This window comes from Longispora urticae (genome assembly GCF_053902585.1).
In genome coordinates this window covers 68,232-80,740 of the sequence record NZ_JAQZSH010000021.1, presented here as the reverse complement: position 1 = coordinate 80,740, position 12,509 = coordinate 68,232, and the positions used below count along the sequence as shown (strand labels likewise).

At 72.9% G+C, this 12,509-nt stretch carries 15 protein-coding genes; 11 read left to right on the top strand and 4 right to left on the bottom strand.

All coding sequences use genetic code 11. The features are described 5' to 3' along the window. Positions 1-71 precede the first annotated feature (71 nt). Positions 72-959, top strand: a complete 888-nt coding sequence (locus PT931_RS11580) for a GNAT family N-acetyltransferase (RefSeq protein WP_456245733.1) — start codon at positions 72-74, stop codon at positions 957-959. Here the strand turns inward: PT931_RS11580 and PT931_RS11575 are convergent. Together PT931_RS11575 and PT931_RS11570 are read right to left on the bottom strand one after the other, a co-directional pair. Beyond that, a complete protein-coding gene (locus PT931_RS11575) occupies positions 949-2,436 on the bottom strand; it encodes a DUF7782 domain-containing protein (protein ID WP_456245732.1) in 1,488 nt (495 codons plus the stop codon). The two genes, PT931_RS11580 and PT931_RS11575, sit on opposite strands and share 11 nt — an antisense overlap. A gap of 49 nt (positions 2,437-2,485) precedes the next feature. Beyond that, positions 2,486-3,034, bottom strand: coding sequence for a TetR/AcrR family transcriptional regulator (locus PT931_RS11570; protein ID WP_456245731.1), 549 nt, complete (start codon positions 3,032-3,034; stop codon positions 2,486-2,488). Positions 3,035-3,088: 54 nt separating this feature from the next. Here PT931_RS11570 and PT931_RS11565 point away from each other — a divergent pair, with 54 nt between their 5' ends. The 3 genes from PT931_RS11565 (at position 3,089) to PT931_RS11555 (ending at position 4,961) form a co-directional block, all read left to right on the top strand. Next, the gene (locus PT931_RS11565; protein ID WP_456245730.1) at positions 3,089-3,997 is read left to right on the top strand and encodes an alpha/beta fold hydrolase; all 909 of its coding nucleotides are present in this window, start codon (positions 3,089-3,091) and stop codon (positions 3,995-3,997) included. 85 nt (positions 3,998-4,082) lie between these two features. Then, a complete protein-coding gene (locus tag PT931_RS11560; RefSeq protein ID WP_456245729.1) occupies positions 4,083-4,445 on the top strand; it encodes a DUF3099 domain-containing protein in 363 nt (120 codons plus the stop codon). A 129-nt stretch (positions 4,446-4,574) separates the two neighbouring features. Next, on the top strand, positions 4,575-4,961 hold the full coding sequence (locus PT931_RS11555; protein ID WP_456245728.1) for a RidA family protein: 387 nt from the start codon (positions 4,575-4,577) through the stop codon (positions 4,959-4,961). A gap of 57 nt (positions 4,962-5,018) precedes the next feature. Here PT931_RS11555 and PT931_RS11550 read toward each other — a convergent pair whose 3' ends face one another. Together PT931_RS11550 and PT931_RS11545 are read right to left on the bottom strand one after the other, a co-directional pair. Next, on the bottom strand, positions 5,019-5,936 hold the full coding sequence (locus PT931_RS11550; protein WP_456245727.1) for a carbohydrate kinase family protein: 918 nt from the start codon (positions 5,934-5,936) through the stop codon (positions 5,019-5,021). Further along, the gene (locus PT931_RS11545; protein WP_456245726.1) at positions 5,933-6,847 is read right to left on the bottom strand and encodes a pseudouridine-5'-phosphate glycosidase; all 915 of its coding nucleotides are present in this window, start codon (positions 6,845-6,847) and stop codon (positions 5,933-5,935) included. The genes PT931_RS11550 and PT931_RS11545 overlap by 4 nt, the downstream gene beginning before the upstream one ends. Positions 6,848-6,916: 69 nt before the next feature. Between PT931_RS11545 and PT931_RS11540 the strand changes: the two genes are divergently transcribed. The 7 genes from PT931_RS11540 (at position 6,917) to PT931_RS11510 (ending at position 12,048) form a co-directional block, all read left to right on the top strand. Further along, the gene (locus PT931_RS11540) at positions 6,917-7,513 is read left to right on the top strand and encodes a hypothetical protein (RefSeq protein WP_456245725.1); all 597 of its coding nucleotides are present in this window, start codon (positions 6,917-6,919) and stop codon (positions 7,511-7,513) included. An 80-nt stretch (positions 7,514-7,593) separates the two neighbouring features. After that, positions 7,594-7,956: an ArsR/SmtB family transcription factor gene (locus PT931_RS11535; RefSeq protein ID WP_456245724.1), complete on the top strand. Its 363-nt coding sequence runs from the start codon at positions 7,594-7,596 to the stop codon at positions 7,954-7,956. After that, positions 7,949-8,407, top strand: a complete 459-nt coding sequence (locus PT931_RS11530) for an SRPBCC family protein (protein ID WP_456245723.1) — start codon at positions 7,949-7,951, stop codon at positions 8,405-8,407. Before PT931_RS11535 ends, PT931_RS11530 begins: the two co-directional genes overlap by 8 nt. Positions 8,408-8,500: 93 nt before the next feature. Next, a complete protein-coding gene (locus PT931_RS11525) occupies positions 8,501-9,130 on the top strand; it encodes a hypothetical protein (RefSeq protein ID WP_456245722.1) in 630 nt (209 codons plus the stop codon). 75 nt (positions 9,131-9,205) lie between these two features. Beyond that, complete coding sequence (locus PT931_RS11520; protein WP_456245721.1) at positions 9,206-9,424, top strand: DUF3039 domain-containing protein; 219 nt, start codon at positions 9,206-9,208, stop codon at positions 9,422-9,424. A 173-nt stretch (positions 9,425-9,597) separates the two neighbouring features. Beyond that, on the top strand, positions 9,598-10,269 hold the full coding sequence (locus PT931_RS11515) for a trimeric intracellular cation channel family protein (protein ID WP_456245720.1): 672 nt from the start codon (positions 9,598-9,600) through the stop codon (positions 10,267-10,269). A gap of 60 nt (positions 10,270-10,329) precedes the next feature. Beyond that, a complete protein-coding gene (locus PT931_RS11510) occupies positions 10,330-12,048 on the top strand; it encodes a DEAD/DEAH box helicase (RefSeq protein ID WP_456245897.1) in 1,719 nt (572 codons plus the stop codon). The last annotated feature ends 461 nt before the right edge of the window (positions 12,049-12,509 follow it).

Here is a 12,509-nt window from a genome sequence, read left to right as displayed (position 1 = left end):
TGGAACGGCCCGGAGCCGCCGTCGGCCGAAACCGGTGGACGCGCCACCCGTCGCGGGGTCAGGATCGGCGGATGACCGACCTCATCTGGCGCACCGCCACCACCGCCGACGCCGAGGCTGTCGCCCGGCTCCGGACCGCGATCTACGAGGGCACCGGCACCGGATGGCCCGTCGACGCCGAGGGCGTCCGGCACGAGTGGCGGACGATGCTGACGCCGGAGGACACCCTGCTCGCGGTCGAGGGGCACGAGGTCCTGGCCTGGGGGTACGCGTGGCCCCGGGGCGAGCGGCACTATCTCGGCGGCGGGGTGCATCCGGCGCGGCGCGGCGAGGGCCTGGGCCGGCAGGTGCTCGCCTGGCAGCTCGCGCGCGTCCCGGCCGGCACGAAGGCCGACACCCGGGTGCCCGCGGCGGACACGGGGACGATCCGGCTGCTGTCCCGGTTCGGGCTGGCCCCGCAGCGGTACTACCTGGAGCTGGAACGACCCACGTCCCTGTCCCTGGGGCCGACCACGGTCGAGGGGCTGCGGATCGACACGTTCCGGCCGGAGTACGGGCCCTCGCTGTGGGAGGCGCACCACGACGCGTTCGTGGGGCACTACGGCTTCTCGCCGTCGCCGATGGGGAAGTGGCTCGCGGAGCGGGTCGAGCACCCGGCGTTCGTGGCCGACTGGTCGTTCCTGGCGCTCGACGGGGACACCGTCGTGGGGTACGCGATCGCGTTCGGCCCGAGTTCCGTGCACATCGGCATCCTCGGCACCCGGGCCCCGTGGCGCGGCCGGGGCGTGGCGGCGGCCCTGCTGGAGAACGCGACCCGGGCGGGGGCGGCGGCCGGGGTCGGCGAGGTCAACCTGGACGTGGACAGCGAGAACGGCACCGGAGCGGTCGGGTTCTACCTGCACACGGGCTTCACGGAGACCGCCCGCACGATCTCCTACGGCCTGACCGTCAACCCCTGACGGGGTCCAGGAAACCGCGTTCCACCAGGTGCGCGACGACCGGCAGCGCGACCTCGGCGAGCGCCTCCTCGTCCAGCCCGTAGGCGACGGCCAGTAGCGCCAACTGGTCGTTCAGGGTCACCTCGCCCGTGCACGAGGCGATCAGCGCCGCCGTGGCCTCGTCGACCTCCTCGGTCCAGTGCATGCCCCGGGTCTGTTCGAGCCGCCGGGTCACGCCCTCCCAGCCGTCGGGCCCCAGCTCGGACCCGGTGTGCAGCCGCAGCCCGTCGGCGGCCACGAACCGCCCGCCGAGCAGCTCCGCCGGCCCGGAGACGCGCAGGTAGTCCTGCCGGGTGAACCAGTCGCCGATCCGGGTACCCATCGGCTGTTCGATCTGCTGGTGCACGTCCTCCATCCGGACCCTCGGGAAGCCGCCCGAGGTGCGCCGGCGCAGGGTGACCAGGCCGAAGCCGACGGCCTCGATCCGCTGCTCGTCGAACCAGTCCAGCCACGCGGCGGCCCGCTGCGCGTCGAACTGGTCCCCGGAGTCGCGCAGCCACAGCTGGACGTAGGCCACCGGGTCCTGGACCTCGCGCTGGATGACCCAGCCGTCCACGTTGGTACCCGCGAGCCAGGAGCCGACCCGGTCCTGCCAGGGCTCGCCCTCGACGTGCGCCCAGTTCGCGAGGAACTGCAGGTGGCCGCCCTCGGTGAGCAGCTCCTCGGCGCGGCCGGCGAGTTCGGCGCAGATCCCGTCGGCGGCCCGGCCGGAGTCGCGGTAGATATGCGAGCCCTGCCCGGGGCCGATCACGAACGGCGGGTTGCTCACCACCAGGTCGAACCGCCGCCCGGAGACCGGTTTGGTCATGTCGCCGTGCAGCAGTTCCCAGTCCAGCCCGTTGAGCGCGGCCGTCGTCGCGGCGAACCGCAGCGCCCGCCCGGACAGGTCGGTCCCGGTCACCTTCCTCGCGTGCCGGGAGAGGTGCAGGGCCTGGACCCCGCAGCCGGTACCGAGGTCCAGTGCCGTCTCCACCGGTGCCCGCAGCGTGGCGAGCGCGAGGGTGTTGGACGCGCCGCCGATGCCGAGCACGTGGTCGGCCCGCAGGGGGGCGCCGGGCCGGAGCAGTTCGGGCGCGTCGGCGACCAGCCACCAGCCCTCGTACGGGTGCAGGTCCACGCCCGCGCGCAGCCCGCCGGGGACCGGTTCGAGCAGCTCGCCGTTGACGCAGTCCTCGACGGGCAGCACGCGGGCCACGACGTCGTGCGGGACGGTCTGGCCGCACACGTACAGCCGGATCAGGGTGTCCAGGGGCGAGTCGCCGAGCAGCCGCAGGGCCGGCCGGAAGTCGTTGCGGGCGAGCGCGTCCTCCGCCGCCGGACCGAGCCGGGCCTCGACTCCGGACCGGGTGTAGTCGGCGGCGACGAGCGCCTCGCGGAGCCGGTCGATGCCGGCGGGGTCCAGGAGCGGAGTGATCTGCACGTGCTCATCCTCCCGCATGGCCGGACGCCCGGGCCGCCGATGCCACCAAGACGGCAGCGACCGGGCCTCAGGGCCGGGCGAGCGCGGCCCTGACCACGAGTTCGATCGCCGGGCGCGGGTCCGTCTCGTCGTGCCGGGCGATCCGGTGCAGGATCAGGCCCTCGCTGCAGGCCGCCAGGGCGGTGGCGGCGGTGGTCGGATCGGGTGCGCCGAGCCCGGTCAGGACGGCGACGGCCCACGACTCCATGACCGCCCGGCCTCGGGACACGGCGTCCCGGATCTCGGTGTTGTGGCTGCCCTCCATGAACAACACCATCCGGGCGGTGGTGAGGATGCGGTTGACGGAGGTGCCGTACACGACGAAGCCGCACAGCGCGTCCACGAGTTCGGCGGCCGAGGTGGGGGAGAAGGGTTCGCCGATCTCGGCGAGTTCGCGTTCGAGGATCCGGTCGACCGTTCCGGCGAGCAGGGTCGCCCGGGTGCGGAAGTAGTTCGAGGTCGAACCCTTGGGGAGGCCGGCCCGCTCGTCGACCCGGGCGTGGGTGAGCGCGCGCAGCCCGCCGGTGCCGAGCAGTTCGATCGCGGCGTCGAGCGCCCGGTTCCTCGTCGTCGCCATGAGAACACTATAAACATAGTGACATGGGTACTACGAACGTAGTAGCTTGAGGTCATGGACATCGTTTCGCAACCCACCACCCTCGCGTTTCCGCAGCTCGACGGCATCGAGCACCGGTTCGTGGACCTTCCGGGTCTGCGGACGCACGTGGCCGAGTCCGGCCGCGGCGACCCCGTCCTCCTGCTGCACGGCTTCCCCCAGCACTGGTGGGAGTGGCGCAAGGTCATCCCCGGGCTCGCGGCCCGGCACCGGGTGCTCTGCCCCGACCTGCGCGGCGCGGGCTGGACGGACGCCCCGCGCACCGGCTACGGGGCCGACCAGCACGTCGCCGATCTCGTGGCCCTGCTCGACGCGCTCGACCTCGACCGCGTGCACCTGGTCGCCCACGACTACGGGGCACTCGTCGGCTTCCAGCTCGCCCTGAACCACCCCGACCGGGTCCGGACCTTCCTCTGCCTGGCGACCCCGCACCCGTTCATCCGGTTCAGCCCCCGGCTGCTCACGGTCATGCCGCACCTGTGGTTCCAGTCCGTGATCGCCACACCCGGGCTCGGGCCCTGGCTGCTGCGCGGGGGAAAGCTGCCGCGACACCTGCTCCGGAAGTTCGCGGCGGGCCCGGACTCGTTCACGGAGCGGGACATCGAGCTCTTCGTCGCGCCGCTCCGCGAGCCGGCCCGGTCCCGCGCCGCCTCCGCCCTCTACCGGGACTGCATCCTCGCCGAGGGGATGCGGATCATGACCGGCGGCTACCGGGGCGCGCACCTGACGACCCGGACCCGGATGCTGTTCGGCAGGGAGGACCCGGTCGCCGGCCCCGACCTCATGGGCGACCTCCTCGGCGGCTACGAGGACCACGCCGACGACCTGACCATCGAGTTCCTCGACGGCGCCTCGCACTACGTCGCCGACGACCGCCCGGACGCGGTGGTCGACCGGGCGCTGACCCTGTTCGCCCAGCCCTGACCCGCGCGACGCGGCGGGTGTGCCACCTGGGAAGAACGCGTGGCCACCCGGGGGCGGAGCGGTCCGGCAGGACTAGGCTGAAGGGGTGAAAAGCCGAGCGGTCCTCATCACCGACGCCGAGCGGAGCCAGGCCGACCAGTTGCGCAGCCGGCAGATCCGGTACGCGTCGATGATGGGCCTGCGGGTCGTCTGCCTGGTGGTGGCCACCGTCCTGGTGATGAACGAGGCCCCGCTGCTGTGGCTGTGGCTGCCGCTGTGCCTCGCGGGCATGGTCCTGCTGCCCTGGATGGCCGTCCTGATCGCCAACGACCGGCCGCCGAAGAAGGAACACACCCTGCGCGGCAAGATGGAGGCCCGGCACGCCGCGCACCAGGCGGTCGCGCCGACGTCGACCACCGAGGTCACCGCCGTCCCCGAGGGCGGCCGGATCGTCGACCACGACGAGTAGCCCGACCCCCGCCCCGCCAGGCCCCGCCCCGCACCGGATCCGGGCTGCCCGGTGTGCCGCCGCGCCCGGTTTCGGCCCGGGAACCGGTCCCGGTGGGCGTTCCGCGCGCGGTGGGCGATCATGGTCCCCATGACCCTCACCCACGTCTCGCCGGACGGCATCGCCCCCGGCAACGGCTACAGCCACGTCGTCTGGGGCACCGGGCGCTTCATCGCGATCTCGGGCCAGATCGCACTCGACGGGTCCGGCGCGCTCGTCGGCGGGAGCGACCCCGAGGCGCAGACCCGCCAGGTGTTCGAGAACCTCCGCCGGTGCCTGGAGGCGGCCGGGGTCGGATTCGCCGACGTGCTGAAGTTGACGATCTTCCTGACCGATCTGGCGGTACTGCCCGCCGTGCGCGTCGTCCGCGAGGAGTACCTGACCGATCCCCGGCCGGCGTGCTCCCTGGTCCAGGTGGTCGCCCTGGCCCGCCCCGACCTGCTCCTCGAGATCGAGGCCTACGCGATCGCGCCGTAGCCGACCCCGGCGGTGCCGGCCCGCACCGGCCGGGCCGCACCCCGGACCCGGATGTCCTCAGGCGCGCGGCCGGGCCCCCACCACGGTCACCGCGCGCGCCCCCAGCGCCGCCCCCGCCGCCAACGCCTCGACCGGAGTCCCCCCGGCCAGCCACGCCGCCAGCAACCCGGCCGCGAACGCGTCCCCGGCCCCCGTCGGGTCCACCGCCGTCACCGGTTCCCCGGGTACCCGCACCACACCGGGTCCGGCCCAGACCGCCCCGTCCGCGCCGAGCTTGACCACGGCGTGCGTCGCGTACCCGGCGAGGCGCTGGGCCAGCTCCTCCGGTCCGGGGCGCGCGGCGAACTCCGCCAGCTCCCGGGGCTCCACCTCGGACGCCGGCCCGGGCGTGGTCCCCACCAGCGTGTACGCCTCGTCGAGGTTGGCCAGGAGCACGTCGGTGCCGCGTACCCAGTCGAGGAATCTGTCGGGTCCCAGGAGCCGCAGCGGCCCCGCCGACCCGGCGTCGACACTGGTCGTCGCGCCGAGTTCGCGGGCCCGGGCCAGCGCGTGCCGGCCGGCGGCGGCGGTCCTCGGGTCGAACAGGACGTAGCCGGACAGGTGCAGGTGCCGGGCGCCGGGCAGCGCGGCGTCGATGTCGGCGGCGGTGAGCAGCGCGTTGGCGCCCCGGTCGGTGACCATGCTCCGTTCGTCCGGTGTGGACAGCACGATGACGGTCCCGGTCGGCGCGGCGGACGCGAACCGCACGGCGTTCCCGCAGGTCAGCTCGGAGACCCGGGCCCGGCCGGCCGCGTCGTCGCCGACCACCGCCACCAGGGTGGTGTCGGTGAGTGCCCCCAGCCAGCAGGCGGTGTTGGCCGCCGAGCCGCCGCCGGTCTCCCGGATCGCGGCGGCGGTGTCCGAACCGGTGGTCAGCGGACCGCCCAGGGAGGCCAGCACGTCGGTGACCAGGTCACCGACGACCACGACGGTCATCTTCCGGCCGCGACGGCGATCTGCGCGGCGAGTTCGGAGTTCCGCAGGATGATCCGGATGTTGACGTCGAGGCTGGCGCCGAGGGTGTGCTCGTGGAAGTACGCCAGCAGAAACGGGGTGACGCCCTTGCCGGTGATCCCGTGCAGCCGCATCTCGTGCAGGGCCTCGGTGAGCACCTGGTCGTGCAGCGCCGGGTCGAGCTGCTCGGACACCGGCAGCGGGTTGGCCACCACGAGCGCGCTCTGGCTGGCCCCGTGCCCCCGGCGGGCGTGGATCGCGCGGGCCGCCTGCTCGGGGCTGTCCACGGACCAGTCCAGCGGGAAGCCCGAGTCGGACAGGTAGAAGCCGGGGAACTTCTTCGTCCGGTAGCCCAGGACCCCCACCCCGAGGGTCTCGAGCCGCTCCAGGGTCGCGCCCACGTCCAGGATCGACTTGACCCCGGCCGAGACCACACAGATGGGGGTACGCGCGAGCGTGACCAGGTCCGCGGACTCGTCGAAGCTCTCGCTGGCCAGCCGGTGTACGCCACCGAGCCCGCCCGTCGCGAACACCTCGATCCCGGCGGCGGCGGCCACGGCGCTGGTACTCGCCACGGTCGTCGCGCCGTCCGCCCCGGTCGCGGCGGCCACCGCCAGGTCCCGCACCGACAGCTTCACCACGTCGTCGCTGGTCGCCAGGCGGGTCAGCTGCGCGTCGTCCAGCCCGACGATCAGCTCGCCGTCGACCATGCCGATCGTGGCCGGCACGGCGCCCTGGGCGCGCACCGTGGCCTCGATCTCGCGGGCGATCCGCAGGTTGTCGGGCCGGGGGAGGCCGTGGGAGATGATGGTGCTCTCCAGGGCCACGATGGGCGCTCCGGAGCGCCGCGCGGCGTCCACCTCTGGTCCGTACCGAATCTCGAAGCCGTTCACGCCGTGAGCCTAATCCCGCCGGCTGGCACCGCGCCCTGACTCCCTCAGGTCGGTGTGCATGATCACGTCATGGACTTCACGGAACCCACCCCGGTCGACCCGACCACCGACCCGGCCGAGGCGCGCCGGCTGCGCGCCTCGTGGATCCTGCTCGGCGTCGGCGCCCTGGTCCTGGTTCTCGTTGGGTACGGGATGTGGAACCCGGGCGACCTGGTCGTCGTCGACCGGTGGCTGAACCACCCGTGCGAGTTCATCGCGGCCCTGGTCCCGCTGGGCCTCTACGTCTTCCACCTGCGGTCGGACGGGGACACGGCCGGGTGGATCGCGCGCCGGATCGCCCTGGTCTCGCTGATCCCGCTGGCCCTGGTGGCGATCAGTCTGGTGGCGTTCGCGCCGGAGGAGACGGTCGAGGCGGTGTCGCCGTCGGGGGAGTACGAGGTGGTGGCCGTCGACGTCTCGCTGCACCGGGCGTTCGTCCTCCGTACCCGTGACGGTCTGTTGAGCCGGCAGGCGGCAACCCCGCTGTACTGCATCACCGGGTTCCTGCCGCCCAACGTCCGGTTCGCCGACGAGCACACCATCGAGTTCGAGGACGTGGACGACCGGACCGTGTCGTTCACCGCGACGGTGTCCGGGCTGACGGTCCTGACCGAGGGCTGCTCCTAGATTTCCGCGAACCCCTTGACGATCCAAGGCCTGGGCTCTACGTTTAACACATCAGTTAATTAACGGCGAGGTTAAATGCGATGGCGACCGACCGGCTCAGCACCATCTTCTCGGCGTTGGCGGACCCGACCCGCCGGGCGATCCTCGCCCGGTTGGCGGAGGGCGACGCGACCGTCCTGGAGCTGGCCGAGCCGTTCTCGATCAGCCTCCCGGCGATCTCCCGGCACCTCAAGGTGCTGGAGCACGCCGGCCTGATCACCCGGAGCCGCTCGGCCCAGTGGGTCTCCAGCAGCCTGGAGGCCGGGCCGCTCCGGGAGGCCACGGCCTGGATGGAGCACTACCGGCAGTTCTGGGACACCAGCTTCGACCGCCTCGACGCGCACCTCCGCCGCATCCAGCAGGCACAACGGGAATCCGACCAGAAGGACAGGAACAATGACTGACACCGCGACCCACGAGCTCGTGATCACCCGCCTCTTCGACGCCCCGCGCGAGCTCGTCTACCGGGCGTTCACCGACCCCGACCAGATCGCCGCCTGGTTCGGCCCGGTGGGCTGGTCCGTGCCCCGCGACTCCGTCGACATGAACGTGAAGGTCGGCGGCCACCAGCGGTTCACGATGGTCAACGACGACGACGCCACGATGAACTCCCCCGTCAGCGGCACCTTCACCGAGGTCGTGGAGAACGAGCTGCTGGTCGGCGAGGAGACCGCCGACAACATCCCCGGCCTGCCGGCGGGCACGAGGTTCTCGCTGCGGGTGGAGTTCCACGACGAGGGCGGCAAGACGCGGCTCGTGCTCCGCCAGGGGCCGTACACGGCCGAGGTCGAGGGCATGGCCCGCGAGGGCTGGACCAGCTCGTTCACCAAGCTCGACGCGCTGCTCGCCGCCTGAGCGTCCCGGACCGCCCCCGCGCCGCGCGATGGTGCGGGGGCCGCCGCCCTTTCGGGCCTTGTGGGAGTCGGGAGTCGGCCCCATGCTGATCCGATGTCCGAGCCCCTCGACTTCTCCGAACCGGTCCCCGTCGACCCGTACGAGTCGCCGACCGCCCGCCGCCGCCTCCGCTGGTCGAAGTTCGTCCTCGCCGGCTGCGCGGTCGCCGTGCTCCTCGTCGCGTTCGGGATGTGGAACCCGTTCCGCCTGGTGGCCGCCCACGAGTACCTCAGCCGGCCCTGCGAACTGTTCGTCATCCTGTGCGCGGGCCTCGGCCTCGTCTACTACCTGCGCCAGGACGGCAGCCAGGAGGGCGTCAAGGGGCTGTGGACGGCGGTGGCCATCGCGGTCGGCGTCCTCGCCTACGTGGTGGCGGTCAGGACCCCGGCCCCGGTCACGCTCGCGGTGTCCCCGGACGGCCGGATCGAGGCGGTGCTGTGGAGCGACCACCGCGAGGGCCAGACCGGCGACCTGGTGCTCCGTAGCCGCCGGGGCCTGTTGAGCCAGGAGTCGTCCGCGCCGCTGGCGTGCGCGCCCCGGAAGGCCGAGTTCCGGTTCGCCGACGACCGCACGCTGCTGATCGTGGAACGTTTCGGCGACGGCCGCGAGCCGGCGGTGACCGTCGCGACCTTCGACCCCGACACCCTGGAGCCCACCAACCCGACGGAATGGTGCACCCGGTAGCGGAGCCCCGCGCCCCGCGCCTCCGCGGCCCCCAGCGACGGTGGCGGTCCCCGGCGGGGATGGCACACTGGGAGCGTGAGCACCGAAGTACTCGAGAAGCCGGAACTCAAGGACGCCGATACCGGGCCCGAGATGTTCCACTACGTCGACAAAACGAAGATGACCGAGAGCGCCGTCCTCGGCACCCTCGTCCAGGCGCTGTGTGGCGAGGTGTTCCCCGTCACGAAGGTGCCGAAGCCCGGGGCGCCGGTGTGCCCGGCCTGCAAGGAGATCTACGACTCGTTCTCCGACTAGCGGCGGCACCGCGCCGGTCCGCCCCCGTGCCGTGGAGGCCCTCCGGGGCCGGCCGGTTCTCGGGTGACCTCGTCGAACGCGGGCACCCCGTACCCCGATGAAGGTTCCGACACCACTCCCCGGGCCGTGAGGATCACACGGTTGCGGCCCCGCCGTCCCGATATCCTGCGGCAGTGGAGTCGCTGCTGCTCGTCGTCCTGGACCTGGTCGGGGTCGCCGTCTTCGCGGCCTCGGGCGGTTCCGCCGGGGTCGCCAAGCGCCTCGACCTGTTCGGCGTGGGCTTCCTCGGCCTCGTCTCCTCGCTCGGCGGCGGGATCTTCCGCGACCTGGTGATCAACGCCGCGCCCCCGCTGGCCTTCGCCGACTGGCGGTACGCGGCCGTGGCCGTCGCCGCCTCCGTCGCCGTCTTCTGGCTGCACCCGCAGCTCAACCGCCTGCGCCGCACGGTGCTCGTCCTCGACGCCGCCGGCCTGGGGTTGTTCACGGTGACGGGCACCCTCAAGGCGTTGAGCGCGGGGGTGCCGCCGGCCGGCGCGTGCCTGATCGGCATGATCACCGGGATCGGCGGCGGCATCGTCCGGGACGTGTTCACGGGCGAGATCCCGACCGTGCTCCGCAAGGAGGTGTACGCGCTGGCCTCCCTCGCCGGTGCGATCGTCATCACGGTGGCGTCGCGGCTGGACTGGGACTCGGCGGCCATCACGATCGGGGCGGCGGTGCTGGTCTCCGGCCTGCGGCTGGTGTTCGTGAAGTCGTCGTGGCAGGTGCCGGTGGCCCAGGAACGGGAGTACCGGCCGCTGCGCAAACGTCGCGGGAATTCGGCCCCCGGCGGTCGTACCGACTAAACTCTGCCCCGAGCCTTCGCGGGTCTGCCGCGGAGGTCTCGTCATGTGAGGAGGCACCACGTGGCCGCGCCGCGCCCCGATATCGAAGCGCTGTCCCCGCTGCGGGACTGGCAGCGCCGGGCGCTCGTCACGTACCTGCGGCGGCGCAGCGAGAACTTCCTCACCGTCGCCACGCCCGGTGCCGGCAAGACGACGTTCGCGCTGCGGATCGCGGCCGAGCTGCTGCTCGACGGCACGGTGCAGGCGGTCACGGTCGTCACGCCGACCGAGCACCTGAAGGTGCAGTGGGAGCGGGCCGCCGCCCGGTGCGGGATCGCCCTGGACGCGAGTTTCCGCAACTCCGACATCCACTCCACGAGTGACTTCCACGGCGTCGTGCTGACGTACGCGCAGGTGGGCATGGCCCCGGACGTGCACCGGCGGCGCACGATGACGAAGACGACCCTGGTCATCCTCGACGAGATCCACCACGCGGGCGACTCGCGGACCTGGGGCGACGGGGTGCGCCTCGCGTTCGAGCCGGCGACCCGGCGGCTGATGCTCACGGGGACGCCGTTCCGCTCGGACGAGAACCCGATCCCGTTCGTGCAGTACGAGCAGCTCGGCGGCGGGGTCTCCAAGTCCCGCTCGGACACCACCTACGGGTACGCCGACGCGCTGTCCGACAACGTCGTGCGCCCCGTCATCTTCCTGGCGTACTCGGGCGAGACCCGCTGGCGCACCTCGGCCGGCGAGGAACTGTCCGCCCGCCTCGGCGAGCCGCTCACCCAGGACCTGATCGCCCAGGCGTGGCGCACGGCCCTGGACCCGCAGGGCGACTGGATGCCCCAGGTGCTGCGCGCCGCCGACGCCCGGCTGCAGATCGTGCGCGGCGGGGGGATGCCCGACGCGGGCGGCCTGGTGATCGCGAGCGACCAGAACGCGGCCCGTTCGTACGCGAAGCTGCTGCACCAGATCACCGGCGAGAAGGCCACGATCGTGCTGTCCGACGAGGACGGCGCGTCGAAGCGGATCGGCGAGTTCGCCGAGGGCACGTCGCGGTGGATGGTCGCGGTCCGGATGGTGTCGGAGGGCGTGGACATCCCGCGGCTGGCCGTCGGCGTGTACGCGACCAGCGCCTCCACCCCCCTCTACTTCGCCCAGGCCATCGGCCGGTTCGTCCGGGCCCGCCGCCCCGGCGAGACGGCCAGCGTGTTCCTGCCCAGCGTGCCCAACCTGCTCGAACTCGCCAGCGACATGGAGGTCCAGCGCGACCACGTGCTCGGTGACGTGAAGAAGAAGCAGGAGGAGGACCTGGAGCTGGAGCGGGCCCAGCGCGCGGACAAGGCCAGCGGCGAGCTGGAGAGCACGTTCACGGCGCTGTCGGCCACCGCCGAGCTCGACCAGGTGATCTTCGACGGCGCGTCTTGGGGCACGCCGACCCAGTCCGGCTCGCAGGAGGAGGAGGAGTACCTCGGCCTGCCCGGGCTGCTGACCTCCGACCAGGTGTCGCTCCTGCTGGCCAAGCGGCAGTCCGACCAGGTGAAGGCCGCGAAGCGCAGCGCGCCCGCGGAGGCCCCTGTGGTGGCCCGTGCGCCCTCAGCGCCCCGCACCCCGGCGGAGAGGCGCATCCTGCTCCGCCGGCAGCTCAACGACCTCGTGGGCGCCCACCACCACCGGACCAACCTGCCGCACGGCAAGATCCACGCGGAGTTGCGCCGGTTGTGCGGGGGGCCGCCGAGCGCGCAGGCCACGATCGAGCAGCTCGAGGAACGGATCGCGACCCTCCAGAGCTGGTAGACCCCTTTTTCCGGGTACTGGGGGAGCCGGGTCGGCCGCCAGGGGAGTGGTCGGCCCAGTCTCCTAGGACGCACTGGCGCGGCGTGAACTGTTCGGTGCGGGAGCGCGGGTTGTGGGCCCCGTCGCGGAGGTGGCGGGTGGTGCGTGGCTGCCGGGTTGCGAGTGCGCTTCGGCGGCCGGAGGCGCGGACCCGCCGGTGAGCATGATGTCGGCACCTTGCCGGGGGCGGCCGGAGGCGCGGACTCACACGGGGCGCGGGCGTTGCCGTCTCCGGGGGCGGCCGGAGGCGCGGTGCGACAGAGGGCCCGGTCGGTGCTGATGCCTACGGGTCGGGCGCGCGGCGTAACCCTCTGATGAACTGTGGGGTTCACCCCGCGCGACCAGGTCCTGACAGTCAGTCGGACATCGGACACGTGAAGAGGCCCCCGCACACACCGCTGCGGGGGCCTCTCGCTACGTAC